This is a genomic window from Granulicella sp. dw_53 (assembly GCF_018449545.1).
Lineage (GTDB): Bacteria > Acidobacteriota > Terriglobia > Terriglobales > Acidobacteriaceae > Edaphobacter.
On sequence record NZ_JAAVUR010000014.1, the window covers coordinates 66,117 to 81,410 of the forward strand.

The following is a 15,294-nucleotide window of genomic DNA, read 5'->3' on the forward strand; positions in this document are numbered from 1 at the left end:
AGGGTTGTGATTCCCACCCTTCGCAAAAGCTCGAAGGATGGGGCACCCGGGCGGTTTTGGTTGGGGTTAGTGAGTAAAACGGGCAACGGCAAGTGTAACCGCAGGTCCTTCGACTGCGTAACTCGCGGTGAGACTGCGAGTTACTTCGCTCAGGATGACAAATTTGTGGGGGCTTGGTGGCTGTGGTTATTGTGGGGGTGGTTGGGTGGGTTGGGGTTCGGGTTGTTGTTTGTTTTTGTCGCCGCCGCCGAAGATTTTCTGGAAGATGTTTTTCTTCTTCTGGGGTTCGGCTGGCGTTGCGGGGCTGGGGGCGTTGCCGTCTGGTGGCGTGTTGGGGTTTTGGCGCTGGATGGGTGCGGTGGGGGGTGGGGTGTTGCCGGGGAGTGGCGTGGCTTCCGGGTGGCCGCCGATGCCGAAGAGCTTCTGGACGAAGTTCTGGGGGGACTCGGTCATCTGGCTGCAGGTGTTCTGGGGGGCGGTGCCGTCGAGGAAGGCGGCGGAGAAGGTGCTGGTGGCGCAGGAGGAGTCGGCGAGGAGGTTGGTGGCCTTGTCGATGCGGTAGGTGCTGACGCCCTCGGGGGCGGAGAAGGGTTTGACGTCGGAGTACTGGGGGAGCTTGACGGCGCGGTTCATGAACTCGGCCCAGATGGGGGCGGCGGCGATGGCTCCGGAGAGTTTTACGTCGGTGTAGTCGTCGTTGCCGACCCAGACGATGCAGATGAGGTTGGAGGTGTAGGCGGCGAACCAGGCGTCGTGGGAGGTTCCGGTCTTTCCGGCGGCGGGGGCGGTGAAGCCGCGCTGACGGACGGCGTATCCGTAGCCGAAGTTCATGACGCCTTCCATGAGGGACTGGGTGAGGAAGGCGGCGCGGGGGTCCATGACCTGTTTGGCGTCGGGGGTGAAGTCGGAGACGATGTCGCCGTGGGTGTTGCGGACGGAGGCGAGGAGCCAGGGGTTGATGTGGACGCCGTTGTTGGCGAAGACGGTGTAGGCTCCGGCCATGTCGAGCGGGGTTGCGTCGTAGGCTCCGAGCGAGACGGAGGGGGTGCCGCGGGCGGCGGTGATGCCGGAGGAGCGGGCGAGGGCGGCGACGTTCTCGAAGCCGATCTGCTGGCCGAGCGAGATGGTAGCGTTGTTGAGCGAGTGGGCGAGGGCGTAGATGGAGGTGACGTTGCCGTGGAACTCGTCGTGGTAGTTGCGCGGAGAGTAGGTCTGGCGGCCGTTGTCGAAGGTGAAGGTGGTGGCTTCGTCGTTGAGCTGGGTGAGGGCGGTGAAGACTCCTCCGTCGCCGAGGGTGGTTCCGTTGAGCGAGGAGTTGTAGGCGGCGGCGTAGACGAAGGGCTTGAAGATGGATCCGGTGGGACGTTTGGCGACGGCGTGGTCGTACTGGGAGATGCCGTAGTTGCGGCCGCCGACGAGGGCGAGGACCTGTCCGGTATGGGGGTTGAGGGCTACCAGGGTGACCTGGGGGTAGGTGATGGGGGTGGGAGCCTGGCCCTTGGGGGTGCGGTGCTGTTTGCGGACGAGCTCGTCGACCTCGCGCATGCCGACCTCGACGGCCTCGGAGGCGGCGCGCTGGAGTTCAGGATCGAGCGAGGTGTAGATGCGGAGGCTCTGGTGGCTGGTGTCGGAGTCGCCGATGCGCTGGACGATCTGGTCGTGGACGAGGTCGACGAAGTAGGGGGCTTCACTGGCCTCGACGTTGGGGGTGGTGAGGTGGAGGGGCTCAGCTTTGGAGCGAGAGGCTTCGGCGGCGGTGATGGCACCGGTCTCGACCATGGAGGAGAGGACGAGGTTGCGGCGCTCCATGGCGCGCTCGGGGTGGCGGTAGGGGTTGAGGCGGTTGGGGCTTTGGACGGTTCCGGCGAGGAGGGCGCACTCGGCGGTGTCGAGTTGGCTGAGGGGTTTGCCGAAGAAGGCCTGGGCGGCCTCGCCGAAGCCGTTGATGGCGTAGCTGCCGCGCTGGCCGAGGTTGATCTGGTTGGCGTACATCTCGAAGATCTGCTGTTTGTTGAAGCGGGCTTCGAGCTGGAAGGTAATCATGATCTCGATGAACTTGCGGGTGAACTTCTTTTCGGGAGAGAGGAAGAAGCCGCGAGCGAGCTGCTGAGTGAGGGTGGAACCGCCGCAGTTGAGACGGTGGGACAGGATGTCCTGAACGGCGCACTTGACGATGCGGAGGTAGTTGATGCCACCATGCTCGAAGAAGTTACGGTCTTCGATGGCGGTTAAGGCCTGCACCATACGCGGGGGAATCTCGCTGTAGGTGACGAGGCGGCGCTTGGTGCGGTTCTTGTCTTCGGAGAGGGAGGTGATGAGCTGGGGCTCAAGGGAGTAGCCGCGGAGGGCGGCGCCGTTCTCCGCGGTGATGGACTGAACCTCGCCGCCTGTGGTGTTGATGGTGGCTCCGTCGGTGGCGTGATAGCTCTGCGGACCAGGCTTGATGACGATGGTGTCGCCGGAGAGCTGGAAGGTGCCGAGTTCGGAGTTGGCGTTGTAGCCGGCCTGGCGGAGATCGCGGGCGATGAAGGCGGCGGTGAGCTTCTGGCCGGTGCGTACCTCGCGGGGCGCGGCGTAGATCTGCGAGACGCTGGCGAAGATGGGGCCGGAGGCGAGGCGGTCGTCTACGACCCGTTGATATTTGAAGTAGAAGTAGCCGAAGACGGCAGCGCCGACGAGCAGGATGGCGAGAGCGGCGATGAGGAGAGCGCGGATGAGCCGCGTGCGCATACCCTGCTGTGAGTTGGCGGTTCGGGCGGTGTTGCCGTATTTGACTTTGACAGGCATAGGGTAGGGTTTAGGGCCTAGGGGTTAGCGTACGGAGGAGATCAATTCGCTCAGATGTTGGACGGCTTCTGTGAGAGGGACGTCTTGATTTTTATTTTCGAGACGGTTGACCAGTTCGACTTTGCCTTCGGCTACTCCTCTGCCTATGTTGATACGGAAAGGGATGCCAGTTAGATCCGCGTCTTTGAATTTCACTCCGGCGCGTTCGTCGCGTTCGTCGAGGAGGACGTCGAGACCGGCAGCGGTGAGGTCCGCGGCGATCTTTTCGCCGGCTTCGAGGAGGGCGGGGTCACCGATGTTGGTGATGGTGACTACGACCTGGAAAGGAGCGATGGACGGGTGGAGGGCGTAGGCGTCGCCACCGTTGGCGGCAGCGGAGGACTCGATGGCAGCGGTGAGGATGCGCTCGATGCCGATGCCGTAGCAGCCCATGATGGGCGTGACTTCCTTGCCGTCGCGATTGAGGACGGATGCTCCCATAGCCTTGGAGTACCGGTAGCCGAGTTTGAAGATGTGTCCTATCTCGACGGCTTTGCCGAGGCGCAGGGGTTCGCCCCCGATGGGGTCGAGCTCTCCTTCGACGATATTGCGAACGTCGGCGGTGAGGGTGGGCTTGAAGTCGCGCATGGGGGTGACGTTGCGGAGGTGGTACTCCTCTTTGTTGGCTCCGGCGATCAGGTTGGTGCGGCCTTCGAGGGCCTTGTCGAGGATGACGAGGGTGCCGGGCTTCTTCGGATGGGGTGCGGCTTCGAGGCCGAGGGGGCCGAGGTATCCGGCGGGGGCTTTGAAGGTGGTGGCGAGCTCTTCTGGCGTCATGGGGCGGAGTTCGCCGCCGGAGATGGCCGCGAGCTTGGCCTCGTTGAGAGAGTGGTCGCCGCGCAGGAAGACGACGACGGGGCGGGACTTGCCCAGCTTGGCGTGGTCTGCCGGGGGAAGCTCGGCGATGTAGGCCATGGTCTTGATCTGGTGGTGGGAGATGACGTTGAGGAAGCCGCCGACTTCGTCGATGGTGCGGAAGCCGGGGGTGTGGATGAGCTCCGGGGCGCCGTCGCCGGTGGGGGCTAGGTCTTCGACGGGTGCGAGGCGGCTGGTGGCCTTCTCCAGATTGGCGGCGTAGCCGGAGGCGGAGGAGGCGATGAGATCTTCGCCAGCGTCAGTGTAGACCATGAACTCCTGCGATCCGGAGCCGCCCATGGCACCGGAGTCGGCTTCTACGGAGACGAAGTCCAGCCCGCAGCGGTTGAAGATGCGGACGTAGGCGTCGTAGTGCCGGTTGTAGCTGGTGTCCAGGCCGGCTTCATCGATGTCGAAGGAGTAGGAGTCCTTCATGATGAACTGACGGACGCGGAGGAGGCCGGCCTTGGGGCGGGGCTCGTCGCGGAACTTGGTCTGGATCTGATACCAGATCTGGGGTAGCTGCTTGTAGCTGCGGATCTCTTTGCGGGCGATATCGGTCATGACCTCTTCGTGGGTCATGGCGAGGCAGAGCTCCGCGCCTTTGCGGTCCTTGAGGTGGAACATGTTGTCGCCCATAACCGACCAGCGACCACTGGCCTCCCAGAGCTCTTTGGGATTGAGGGCGGGGAGGAGGAACTCCTGGCCGATCTTGTCCATCTCTTCGCGGACGATGGCGACGATCTTGTTGACGGAGCGGTTTCCGAGGAAGAGGTAGCTGTAGATTCCGGCGCCCAGTTGGCGGATATATCCAGCACGGAGCAGGAGTTTGTGGCTGGCGACCTCGGCGTCGGTTGGGGCTTCGCGGAGGGTGGGGATGAAGAGAGTAGACCAGCGATGCATGGACAAGGAAGGCACTTTCCGGCCGGCTACGATGATCCGCGCGGGCATTCGAGATGAAGAGTCCATTCTAAACCGTGAGCTTGGGACGCTGCGGAAGGGTGAAAGGCTGGCTATGGGGAACACAAATGAGCAAGGGAGAAATGCTCGTATGTTGTATATAAGACAGACTTTTTCGGCAAAAAGCGTAGAGTCGACCTAATCGCACATGCTCGACTCGCGCTTAGTGGGTTCGTTGTCTTGGCGGCCAGAGAGAAGATCTCTCGCTTAAAAGGACAATCAGTGGCAACTGGACAATCTGGGCCCGGTCAAACGTTAAGGCCACGAAATCTAATTCTGTCGCAGCTGCCTGACGCTGAGTATGCAGCCTTGGCTAAATTTCTGGTGCCCGTGGACCTTCCATTGGGGAAGCGTTTGTCGGAGCCAAATCTTCCCATTGAGTATGTCTACTTTTTGAATACGGGTCTCATTTCGACCGACGCCTTAACGGAGAAGGGCGAGTCGGTGGAGGTCGGGGTGATCGGGCGGGAAGGGTTCTCGGGGCTTCCGGCGTTGCTGGACCAGCCGCAGATGTCGCACTCGGTGATCATGCAGGGACTGGGCGAGGGGTTGCGCATCCGCGCCTCGATTATGAGGGATGAGTTCCTCAAGGGCGGGGTGCTGCGAGCGTTGGTCCACTCGTTTTCTTATTTGCAGATGGTGCAGGTCTCGCAGTCTGTTCTATGTAACCGGATGCATGCTGTAGATGCGAGGCTGGCGCGCTGGCTGCTGACTTCGGCGGACAGGACGGAGTTGGATACTTTGCACCTGACCCAGGAGTTCCTGGCGCAGATGCTGGGGACGCAGCGGTCGACGGTGACGGTGGCGGCGGGTGTGATGCAGCGGGATGGCCTGATCAGCTACAGCCGTGGGAAGATTCAACTGCTGGACCGTCCCAAGCTGGAGGCAACTGCCTGCGAGTGCTATGGGATTGTGCGGAGTTCATACCATAGGATTCTGGGCACGGGTGAAGGGCAGAAGCCTGCGTACATTCTTTAATGCGAGCTTTGTTTTCCAGAAGACAGACTGTTTTTAGATGACCCGCTAGGCTAGGCGCAAGGGCTAGTTTAAGCGCCGTCGATGGCTCCCGAGGAGAAGTAATGCTATCGATATTGGCAATAGGCCGCGATGAGCGGCTTCTCGACACTCGATCCGCAGTGCTTCGCCGGACCAAGGCTGAGGTGACGCAAGCCAAACCTGAGGCGGGCGTGAGGCTGCTGCAGACGACGAGGTTCGACCTGGTGATCCTGTGCCACAGTTTGAGTTTGGAGGAGTCTATTGAGATTGCCGAAGCGGCACATCGCAGGCCGGAGGGCGTGCATGTACTGCAGGTGATTACGGGGGCTTTGTGGGGGCAGAACTATGAGGGCGTCCCTGTCGATGGCTTGATCGAGTCCGATCCGGAACGGCTGGTGGAGAAGGTGGTCGTGCTCTCCAAGAGGATGGATTGTCTCCCTTTGAAGGATGGAAATGTTCTGAACTTCAGAACCGGCTCCGAGAGAGCGAACTGAGTCAGGTTGTGGGTGGGATCCAAAGATCGTGGAGGTGAAGGACTCCCTGTGCGTGGGTGTTGGTGTCTACCACGATCAGGGAGGTGATCTTTCTTTCTTCCATGATTGCCAGGGCTGTCGAGGCGAAGGCGCTGCCGTCGATGGTGATGGGAGCAGAGTTCATGATCTCGCGGGCGGTGTGATCCAGGGCTCGGTTGCCGTCGCGTTCGAGCAGGCGGCGGAGGTCGCCGTCGGAGATCATGCCCAGGAGCTTGCCTGGGTCGCCGGTTGAGTCGAGGACGGTGGTCATGCCGAGTTTTTTGCGCGACATCTCGTAGATGACCTGGGACATGGGGGTATCGGGTGCGACCTGGGGAAGGGCGTCTCCGGCGTGCATGAGATCGCGGACGCGAGAGAGGCGGATTCCGAGGCGGCCGCCGGGGTGGAGATCGGCGAAGTTCGCTGCGTGGAAGCCGCGGCGGCGGCTGAGTTCGAGGGCGAGGGTATCGCCGAGGGCGAGCATGACGGTGGTCGAGGCGGTGGGGGCTAGGTTCAGAGGGCAGGCCTCGATGGAGACGCTGACGTCGAGGAAGACGTCAGCGGCTTGCGCGAGGGTGGAGTGAGGTGAGCTGCACAGGGCGATGAGGGTGGTGGGGAGGCGCTTCAGAGTGGGGAGCAGGTTGAGGATCTCTTCGGTCTCGCCGCTGTAGGAGAGCGCGATGAGGGTGTCGTGCGGGGAGACCATGCCGAGGTCTCCGTGGACTGCTTCGGCGGGATGAAGGAAGTGGGCGGGGGTGCCGGTGGAGCGGAGGGTGGCGGCGATCTTGCGGGCGATGATTCCGGATTTGCCGATGCCGGTGAGGAGGACACGATGGGTTGGGGGGGCACCGATCAGGAGATCGACGGCGGCGGTGAAGGGGGCGAGCATGACGGTGTCCAGGCGAAGGGCGAGGTCCAGGAGGGCCGCTGCTTCGATGCGGATAAAGTCAGAGGGCGGGATGGGGATTTGGCTTTCGTTCGGCATGATGGTCCGGCATGACGATGCTAGCAGAGGGGCAAACGATGCGGGATTGAGTTGTGGATACAGGAGGTGTTGATCGCGGAGGAGCGAAGTGAGTTTGCGGCGGCGTTGTTGCGAGGTTGGCGTTAGACTTAAAGAGAACGGGCATGCAAGCGGACTGCGGTGCCAGAAGGACGGACGACGTGAAGCGAATGGCGCTGGTAATTGTGCTAATGGTGGTGGGGATCTCACTGATGCTATGGGCGGGTTGGCATAATCTGCGGGAGCGGAAGCTGGCGATGCAGAGGGCGCAGGAGAACAAGATGGTGCTGGTCCCGGAGCAGGGTGGAGCGACGGTGAGTCCAGGTGAGGGTGACGGACCAAAGATGACGGGCAAGGCGGCGCCGGGATTTACCCTGGTGAGTCTGGATGGGAAGAAGGTGTCGCTGAGCGACTATAAAGGCCGGCCTGTGCTGGTGAACTTCTGGGCGACGTGGTGTGGGCCGTGCAAGGTGGAGATGCCGTGGTTCGAGGAGCTGCGGAAGCAGTATGCAGGGCAGGGGCTTGAGATACTCGGTTTGGCAGATGATGTGGACGCCGGCAAAGAGGCGATCACCAAGGTAGCGACGAGGGCCGGGGTGACGTATCCGATCCTCCTGACGGACGGCAAGGTACAGACGGCATACGGCGGCCTGGATGTGCTGCCTATGTCGTTCTACGTGGATAAGAACGGTGTGGTGGTGGTGCAGACGGCCGGGCTTGGGACGAAGGACGATATCGAAGCGAATATCAAAAAGACGATCGCATCTGGCGGAGCTCCGAGCGAACCGAAGAAGATGCAGATGAGTTCCGTTCCATCTTTGTCCGGTGAAGGCAAGACCGCGATGAAGACGGTTGGGACGGGTGCTCTGTGAGGCTGGCTGGGGGTTTTCTGGCGGGCGTCGCTTTGAGTTCGACGTTCCTTGGATCTGGAATTGGGTCTGCGCAGCAGTTGGACGGAGTGCCTGCGAAGCCGAAGGGCTACGTGATCTACGCGGCTGAACCCCAGGTGATCAAGGCGGGGAGGCCCAGTGTGTTGGAGCTGCGCTTCCAGGTGCGGGAGGGATTTCATGTGAACTCACATACTCCGAAGTCTGAGCTGCTGATTCCTACGGCCTTGAAGCTACAGCCGGTGGATGGAATCAAAGCCGCGGAGATTGCGTATCCGGCGGGCACGCCGTATAGCTTCAGTTTTGAGCCGAACGAGAAGCTCGATGTGTATACGGGGAACTTTATTGTGAAGGTACCGGTTGTAGCTGTAGCCGGCGAACATACATTGGATGGATCGTTGCGATATCAGGCTTGTGATAATGCGGCTTGCTATCCGCCGAAGACGCTGCCGGTTCAGGTGGTCTTTACGGCGAAGTAGATTGCCCGATGGGCGGGTGTGGTTCATGGTTGCGAACTGAGTTTGAAGTAGATGGAACGATGGGGGCGATGAGTAGGGGTTATGGAAGAGTTTAGAAGGCTGACACGGCTGCCAGCGTATGTGTTCAACATAACGAGTGAGTTGAAGGCTGCGGCACGTAAGCGGGGCGAGGACATCATCGACTTTGGGATGGGGAATCCCGATGGGGCGACTCCAAAGCACATTGTGGATAAGTTGATTGAAGCGGCGCAGCGGACCGCGACCCATCGCTACTCGTTGTCGCGTGGTATTCCACGGCTGCGGAAGGCTATTTGTAACTGGTACGGGTCACGTTACGGGGTGGAGCTGGATCCGGAGTCCGAGGCGATCGTCACGATAGGATCCAAGGAAGGAATCGCTCATCTCTGTCTGGCTATGCTGGACGATGACGATACGGTGGCGGTACCGAATCCAAGCTATCCGATCCATATCTTTGGGCCGGTGATTGCGGGGTCGAAGGTGCAGAGCATCGCGCTCGATGGCACGGATGAGGCTTCGCTTCTGGCAAAGCTGGAAGATGAGCTGCCGCGCATGCAGCCACGACCGAAGATCTTGATTTTGAATTTTCCGGCTAACCCTACGGCCCAGTGTGTGGAGCTTTCGTTCTTCGAGCGACTGGTGCCCCTCTGCAAGGAGTTAGGGATTTTTCTGGTGCATGACCTGGCCTATGCCGATCTTACGTTTGACGGCTATCGCGCTCCGAGTGTGATGGAGGTTCCGGGGGCCAAGGACATCGCTGTGGAGTTCTTCACTCTATCGAAGAGTTACAACATGCCGGGCTGGCGCGTAGGGTTTATGGTCGGCAATAAGAAGATGGTGGCGGCCCTGGCGCGGATTAAGAGTTACTTCGACTATGGGACGTTTACGCCGATCCAGGTAGCTTCGATTGCCGCGCTTGAAGGTCCGCAACAGTGCGTGGAAGATATCTGCAACATCTACAAGTGCAGAAGGGATGTGCTCGTCCCGGGACTGAATAAATTGGGTTGGCCGGTCGAACTGCCGAAGGCGACGATGTTTGCATGGGCGCGCATTCCGGAACAGTACCGGGCGCTCGGATCCGTGGAGTTCTCGAAGAAGCTATTGTTGGAGGCGAAGGTGGCTGTGAGCCCTGGGATAGGGTTTGGCGACCATGGGGATGGTCATGTGCGTTTTTCCCTGATCGAAAACGAGGAACGGACACGGCAGGCGTTGCGGGGCATCAAACAAATGTTCAAGAACGGTTGAACTTGATGCGAGCAGGCAGGATGGAACAGTATCCGAGGCCGATGGGTAGTAACATTTATTAAAACGTTCCTTCGGAGGCAGCTTCGACTTACTCTGCGGGTGACTTAGTTTTTGGAATAGTGTTCTTTTTTTATCATCGTTTTTCGGGACGATCGAAGAGAATAACTTCACAAATTTTTATCTGAGAAGATTTGCCAGCGGTCACGTATGTTAGGCTCAGCGTCAGTCGGATCGTCCTTGGTTGCTTCTTCTATTTACGGTAACTTGATTTCCCGGGTCGGCTATTATTTCTTCGCCTAGATCGTTCTGCATACCATTTGCTTTTATAGCTTTTGCATTGTCTCGTTCTTGTTATCGGCTTAAGCCTATAACTTCGCTTCGATCTATTCGGATTTGTTTTCGTAAGGTGCAGTCTATTGGCGACGCCTCATGTTTTTTGCTCTTATCAAAAGACGGCAACTTCGCACATACTACAATCAAGTTACGTCGCTGTCGTTTTCGCGCACTGTTGAGAGCTCTGGGCCCGCCAGATAAACTCCGGGAGTCATATGTCTACGCATAGGATAGGGAGTTGCCTCGCCGCAAGCATTCCATTCGACTCAGCTCATGGGTCGACTAGTGTCTTTTCGCCGGCTGCAACACCTGCGCACGCCATCTATAGCTTGTCGATGTTAGTGCTCAGCATCACGGCCGCTATCTTTCTAGTGGTAGCTGGGTTACTGGTCTATGTTCTTATTCGCTACCGGAGCCGGGCTTCGGATACAGAAGAGCCGACGCAGATCTACGGGAGTAATCAGATTGAGCTCTCCTGGACTGTCATTCCAATTTTGATTGTGGTGATGCTCTTTCTCGCCACGGCTCGTGTCATATTCGCCACGGAGAGCGCCCCGAAGCCGGTCTCAGCGATGGATGTTACAGTGATCGGCCATCAGTTCTGGTGGGAGTATCGTTATCCTGGGTTTGGTGTTGTCACTGCAAATGAACTGCATATTCCAGTGAGCGATCCGCAACATCCGACTCCGACTTACTTGACGATGTCGTCTGCCGATACCGATCACAGCTTCTGGATCCCTCGTCTCGCAGGCAAGATGGATTTGATCCCAAATAAGATCAATACGATGTGGATCGATCCGCCGGCAACTGGCCTTTACCTCGGGCAGTGCGCACAGTATTGCGGTACGCAGCATGCCAAGATGTTGCTGCGCGTCTACGCCGATAGTCCCACGGATTTCGCGGCATGGATCAAGCATCAACAGCAGCCGGCTGAAGAGAACGCCGCGGTCGCGGAGGGGCGGACCGTCTTTCAGCACAACGCTTGTATCAGTTGCCATTCCGTGGCGGGCACTGTCGCGACTGGCCGGTTCGGGCCTGATCTGACGCACGTCGCAAGTCGAGACACAATCGCCTCTGGAGCAATCGTCAATACACCCGCGAACGTTCGCGACTTTGTGAGCGATCCATCGCACCTCAAACCCGGGGCGCTGATGCCCCCGATGCATTTGAACGATCACGATCTTGATGCTGTCACTGCTTATCTGATGACTCTCAAGTAGAGATTGGAAACGGAACCTTATGGCAACTCAAACTCCGGTGACCGCAATCCTTGATAAGACGCCAGCGTCCCCGCCGCGACGTCTACTGTTTCAAGTTCTGCATGATTGGCTGACAACGCTCGATCATAAGAAGATCGGCCTGATGTACATCGTCTATGCGCTGATCTTCCTGGTGATCGGTGGCCTTGAGGCCGTGCTGATGCGCATCCAGCTCGCGATTCCGAACAACCACTTCGTTTCGCCAGAGACCTTCAACCGGTTGTTCACCATGCATGGCACGACGATGGTCTTCTTCGTCGGTATGCCGATCCTATTCGGCTTCGGCAACTATCTCATCCCACTTATGATTGGCGCGCGCGATATGGCGTTCCCGCGCCTGAACGCTTTCAGCTTCTGGATATCGGCGTTTGGTGGCACTCTTCTTTATTTCAGCTATGTCGGCGGCAGTGGATTGTATGGAGCGGGCAGCGCGCCTGACGTTGGCTGGTTTGCCTATGCTCCACTTACCGCTCACGTCTTCTCACCTGGCCATAGTACGGATTACTGGACGCTCGCAGTGCTGCTTAGCGGCGTTGGGACTGTAGGAACGGCTGTAAACATTGTCGCAACGACTCTCTGCATGCGCTGCCCCGGAATGAAGTTGAGCCGCATGCCGTTGCTGGTCTGGCTCTACCTAATTACTTCGTTCATGGTCTTTGTGACCATCAGCCCATTGACCGCTGCACAGATCATGCTCATGCTGGACCGCTACGTCGGATCGCACTTCTTCGACACGCAGGCCGGCGGGTCCGCTGTGCTCTGGATGCATTTCTTCTGGATCTTCGGGCATCCCGAAGTTTATATTCTCGTTCTTCCGGCGTTCGCATTCGCCAACGAGATCATCCCGGTATTTTCCCGCAAGGCGATCTTCGGCTATCCGGCGATGGCCGCGGCTTCGGTCTGCATCGGCTTTATCAGCCTGAGCGTCTGGGCGCATCACATGTTTACGGTAGGGATGGGGCCGGGAGCGAACACCTTTTTCACGCTGTCTACGATGATCATCTCGGTACCCACGGGTATTAAGATTTTTAACTGGTTAGCCACGTTGTGGGGAGGCAAGATTCAGTTCACCACTGCGATGCTGTTTGCGATCGGCTTTCTCTTTCAGTTTCTGATTGCGGGCCTCACCGGCATCATGCTCTCCGTATCGCCTTTCAACTGGCAGTTGAGCGCCTCTTACTTTGTGATCGCGCACTTCCACTATGTGCTGGTGGGCGCGATTCTCTTCATGATCTTTTCGGCCTTTTACTACTGGTATCCAAAGATAACGGGCCGCATGCTGAATGAGAGGCTTGGCAAGTGGCACTTCTGGCTCTTCCTCATTGGCTTCCATCTTACGTTCGACTTCATGCATATTCCTGGCCTGCTGGGGATGCCGCGGCGCGTCTACACCTATGAGGCGGATCGCGGTTGGATGATGTGGAACATGATCGTGTCGAGTGGAGCGATCGTCCAGACGGCAGGGACTCTTCTCTTCGTCTTCAATATGGTCCGATCCTATTTCAAGGGAGCTATCGCAGGAGCCGATCCGTGGGATGCGTGGACGCTGGAGTGGTCGACGACCTCGCCACCGCCGGAGTATAACTTCGCGGTTACTCCGAGTGTCGCTAGCCGACGTCCACTGTGGGACCTGAAGCATCCGGAAGATCCGGACGGTAACTATGAGTAAAGAGGGTAAGTCTTCATGAGCGAAACAGCCGTCATTCCTCATAGTCCGACCGAAGTCTGGAAGTTGCCATCGCGCGGCATCGTGGCGATGGCTTGTCTCATCCTGGCCGAGTCTGCGATTTTTATTATCTTTGTTGTGGCTTACGTCTTCTATATCGGCAAGAGCGTAAGCGGACCGACGCCGCGTGAGGTTCTTGAGCTTCCTATCTTCAGCTCTATCTGTCTGCTGTCGAGCAGCCTGACTGTGCACTTTGCGGTCTCTGCGTTGCACGATAGCAAGCGGGGGATGTGTTCGCTCTGGCTCGGACTCACTGTTCTGCTTGGCGGCATCTTTCTGGCTGCTACGGCGCGTGAGTGGTATCAGCTTATCTATCATGATGGACTCACGATCAAGACCAATCTCTTTGGGACGACGTATTACTCGCTGGTAGGTCTGCATGCGACTCACGTCGTGGTTGGTCTCTTCATGCTTTCGCTTGCTCTCCTCTTCTCGTTGCGAGGGGGGCTGACAAGCAATCACACGGAACGGTTGGAAGTGCTGTCACTCTATTGGCACTTCGTCGATGCAGTGTGGATCGTCGTCTTTCTTGTTGTCTATGTGTTGGGAAGATAGATCCTGGATATTAAAGGAGGCATCATGCAAAACGATCACCGGAGCGACGAAGCGCATGTGATACAGCTTCCTGCGCCGACTGCGTGGCCTATGATTCTGGCCCTCGGCGTCTCGCTCATCCTGGCGGGCATGGTGACGCATCTTGTGGTCGGATTGCTGGGACTGGTGCTTACAGTTGCCGGCGGCCTCGGTTGGTTCTTTCAAGTGCTCCCACATGAGGCGCACGAGTCTGTTGCTGTTCGTACGGAAGAGGTCCAAATCGTCAGCAGGCGCACTTTGAGTGAGCGAGAGGCTCTCGCTGTGACACACCGGAAGATCCTGCCAGTCGAGACCTTTCACATCACTACGGGGATCAAGGGAGGCATCGCGGGTGGCATTGCGATGACGATTCCTGCGGCGCTCTTCAGCATTTTGCGATATCACAGCATCTGGTACGCGATGAACCTGCTTGCTGCAGGAGGCTTTATCAGTTGGGCGGGAGCGAGCGATGCATTTCTGAGTGAGTTTCACTTGCAGGGCTTTCTGGCGGCGCTCGCCATCCACGGACTCACCTCGCTTCTGGTTGGGCTCTTGTATGGCGCGATGCTGCCTATGTTTCCGAGATATCCGATCCTTACGGCGGGCTTTATATCGCCTTTGCTGTTTACCGGGATTCTCCACTCAGCACTCAACATTCTTAGTCCGATTCTGAATCAACGCATCGACTGGTTCTGGTTTGTTCTCTCGCAGATTGCGTTTGGTCTGGTCTGCGGCTTCGTGGTGAATCTGCAGGTCAAGGTTCGAACCCCACAGTTCCAGGCGCTGCCGTTCGCTATACGAGCGGGAATTCATAGCGATCTGACTGAGAGGACCTACGACGAGGCGAGACATTCGGACGAGAGGGACAGTCCCAAATGAATATTCGCTCCCTCATGTATTCGCTTTTGGCTTGCTCCCTGTTACTTGCTAACGTGGGTTGCCTCAGCGCGCCTGGAAAGCCAAAGGCAGAGTCGGAAGGTGGGCGTCCGGACGACGTCCACGACTTTGCAACTCTCTATGGTCAAAATTGTGCCGCTTGCCATGGGGACAAGGGCAAGAATGGGGCCGCTATCTCGCTGGCTAATCCTGTTTATCTCGCGATCGCGGACGTTTCTAATCTTCGACGCGTTATCAGCAGCGGCGTTCCAGGAACGATGATGCCTCCTTTTGGCAAGAGCGTTGGTGGGATGTTGACCGATCAGCAGATTGGCGATCTGGCTCAGGGAATGATGAAGGCTTGGGGAAGTCCGGCGGCTCTCTCTGGCCAGACGGCGCCGGCGTATGCGGGTCATGCTCCGGGCGATCCGGTGCAGGGACAGAAGAGCTTTGCGGTCTTCTGTGCGCGATGCCATGGCGAGAGTGGCGAAGGAGTTAGCAAGGACAAGCTTCGTACGGGGTCGCTGGTCGATCCTGCGTATCTCGCGCTGGTCAGCGAGCAGGGATTGCGCAGTATCGTCATCGCCGGCGAACCGGATCAGGGAATGCCGGATTGGCGCTCTGACCTAACGGGCTCTGGCGCTCGAGCGATGACGGACCAAGAGGTAACCGATACTGTTGCATGGCTTGTCTCGCATCGGGTTGCGAACCCAGGCCAGCCTTATCAGCAACGGCATCCTTAGATT

13 protein-coding genes are annotated in these 15,294 nt (G+C 58.5%); 10 read left to right on the forward strand and 3 right to left on the reverse strand.

Translation table 11 applies throughout. The features are described from left to right. Nucleotides 1-186: 186 nt before the first annotated feature. Complete coding sequence (locus HB393_RS19385) at nucleotides 187-2,787, reverse strand: transglycosylase domain-containing protein (RefSeq protein WP_213806852.1); 2,601 nt, start codon at nucleotides 2,785-2,787, stop codon at nucleotides 187-189. Between the two features lie 24 nt (nucleotides 2,788-2,811). Continuing rightward, nucleotides 2,812-4,584 (reverse strand): proline--tRNA ligase, encoded by a 1,773-nt coding sequence (locus HB393_RS19390; protein WP_213806923.1) that lies wholly within the window; start codon nucleotides 4,582-4,584, stop codon nucleotides 2,812-2,814. A gap of 366 nt (nucleotides 4,585-4,950) precedes the next feature. Between HB393_RS19390 and HB393_RS19395 the strand changes: the two genes are divergently transcribed. Next, on the forward strand, nucleotides 4,951-5,619 hold the full coding sequence (locus HB393_RS19395) for a Crp/Fnr family transcriptional regulator (protein WP_255551378.1): 669 nt from the start codon (nucleotides 4,951-4,953) through the stop codon (nucleotides 5,617-5,619). A 101-nt stretch (nucleotides 5,620-5,720) separates the two neighbouring features. After that, the gene (locus tag HB393_RS19400; RefSeq protein WP_213806854.1) at nucleotides 5,721-6,131 is read left to right on the forward strand and encodes a hypothetical protein; all 411 of its coding nucleotides are present in this window, start codon (nucleotides 5,721-5,723) and stop codon (nucleotides 6,129-6,131) included. Between the two features lies 1 nt (nucleotide 6,132). Here HB393_RS19400 and HB393_RS19405 read toward each other — a convergent pair whose 3' ends face one another. After that, entirely contained in the window at nucleotides 6,133-7,134 is a 1,002-nt protein-coding gene (locus HB393_RS19405) for a KpsF/GutQ family sugar-phosphate isomerase (protein WP_213806855.1), read from the reverse strand. Between the two features lie 143 nt (nucleotides 7,135-7,277). Here HB393_RS19405 and HB393_RS19410 point away from each other — a divergent pair, with 143 nt between their 5' ends. From HB393_RS19410 to HB393_RS19445, 8 genes are all read left to right on the forward strand, one after another. Then, nucleotides 7,278-8,024 (forward strand): TlpA disulfide reductase family protein, encoded by a 747-nt coding sequence (locus HB393_RS19410; RefSeq protein ID WP_275951544.1) that lies wholly within the window; start codon nucleotides 7,278-7,280, stop codon nucleotides 8,022-8,024. Further along, nucleotides 8,021-8,518, forward strand: coding sequence for a protein-disulfide reductase DsbD N-terminal domain-containing protein (locus HB393_RS19415; protein ID WP_345945316.1), 498 nt, complete (start codon nucleotides 8,021-8,023; stop codon nucleotides 8,516-8,518). Before HB393_RS19410 ends, HB393_RS19415 begins: the two co-directional genes overlap by 4 nt. Before the next feature lie 81 nt (nucleotides 8,519-8,599). Then, a complete protein-coding gene (gene alaC, locus HB393_RS19420; protein WP_213806856.1) occupies nucleotides 8,600-9,781 on the forward strand; it encodes an alanine transaminase in 1,182 nt (393 codons plus the stop codon). Nucleotides 9,782-10,329: 548 nt separating this feature from the next. Next, on the forward strand, nucleotides 10,330-11,334 hold the full coding sequence (coxB, locus tag HB393_RS19425; protein ID WP_213806857.1) for a cytochrome c oxidase subunit II: 1,005 nt from the start codon (nucleotides 10,330-10,332) through the stop codon (nucleotides 11,332-11,334). Nucleotides 11,335-11,353: 19 nt separating this feature from the next. Beyond that, nucleotides 11,354-13,042 carry a cytochrome c oxidase subunit I gene (ctaD, locus tag HB393_RS19430; protein WP_213806858.1) on the forward strand — a complete coding sequence of 563 codons (1,689 nt, stop codon included), beginning with the start codon at nucleotides 11,354-11,356 and terminating at the stop codon, nucleotides 13,040-13,042. Between the two features lie 15 nt (nucleotides 13,043-13,057). Next, nucleotides 13,058-13,654 (forward strand): cytochrome c oxidase subunit 3, encoded by a 597-nt coding sequence (locus HB393_RS19435; protein WP_213806859.1) that lies wholly within the window; start codon nucleotides 13,058-13,060, stop codon nucleotides 13,652-13,654. Between the two features lie 24 nt (nucleotides 13,655-13,678). Then, nucleotides 13,679-14,551 carry a hypothetical protein gene (locus tag HB393_RS19440; protein ID WP_213806860.1) on the forward strand — a complete coding sequence of 291 codons (873 nt, stop codon included), beginning with the start codon at nucleotides 13,679-13,681 and terminating at the stop codon, nucleotides 14,549-14,551. Then, nucleotides 14,548-15,291: a cytochrome c gene (locus HB393_RS19445; RefSeq protein ID WP_213806861.1), complete on the forward strand. Its 744-nt coding sequence runs from the start codon at nucleotides 14,548-14,550 to the stop codon at nucleotides 15,289-15,291. Before HB393_RS19440 ends, HB393_RS19445 begins: the two co-directional genes overlap by 4 nt. Nucleotides 15,292-15,294: the final 3 nt, after the last annotated feature.

Coding starts and splice junctions, on each gene's coding strand:
- HB393_RS19385 (WP_213806852.1), bottom strand. CDS start 2,787: ATGCCTGTCAAAGTCAAATACGGCAACACCGCCCGAACCGCCAACTCA.
- HB393_RS19390 (WP_213806923.1), bottom strand. CDS start 4,584: ATGCATCGCTGGTCTACTCTCTTCATCCCCACCCTCCGCGAAGCCCCA.
- HB393_RS19400 (WP_213806854.1), top strand. CDS start 5,721: ATGCTATCGATATTGGCAATAGGCCGCGATGAGCGGCTTCTCGACACT.
- HB393_RS19405 (WP_213806855.1), bottom strand. CDS start 7,134: ATGCCGAACGAAAGCCAAATCCCCATCCCGCCCTCTGACTTTATCCGC.
- HB393_RS19410 (WP_275951544.1), top strand. CDS start 7,278: ATGCAAGCGGACTGCGGTGCCAGAAGGACGGACGACGTGAAGCGAATG.
- alaC (WP_213806856.1), top strand. CDS start 8,600: ATGGAAGAGTTTAGAAGGCTGACACGGCTGCCAGCGTATGTGTTCAAC.
- coxB (WP_213806857.1), top strand. CDS start 10,330: ATGTCTACGCATAGGATAGGGAGTTGCCTCGCCGCAAGCATTCCATTC.
- ctaD (WP_213806858.1), top strand. CDS start 11,354: ATGGCAACTCAAACTCCGGTGACCGCAATCCTTGATAAGACGCCAGCG.
- HB393_RS19435 (WP_213806859.1), top strand. CDS start 13,058: ATGAGCGAAACAGCCGTCATTCCTCATAGTCCGACCGAAGTCTGGAAG.
- HB393_RS19440 (WP_213806860.1), top strand. CDS start 13,679: ATGCAAAACGATCACCGGAGCGACGAAGCGCATGTGATACAGCTTCCT.
- HB393_RS19445 (WP_213806861.1), top strand. CDS start 14,548: ATGAATATTCGCTCCCTCATGTATTCGCTTTTGGCTTGCTCCCTGTTA.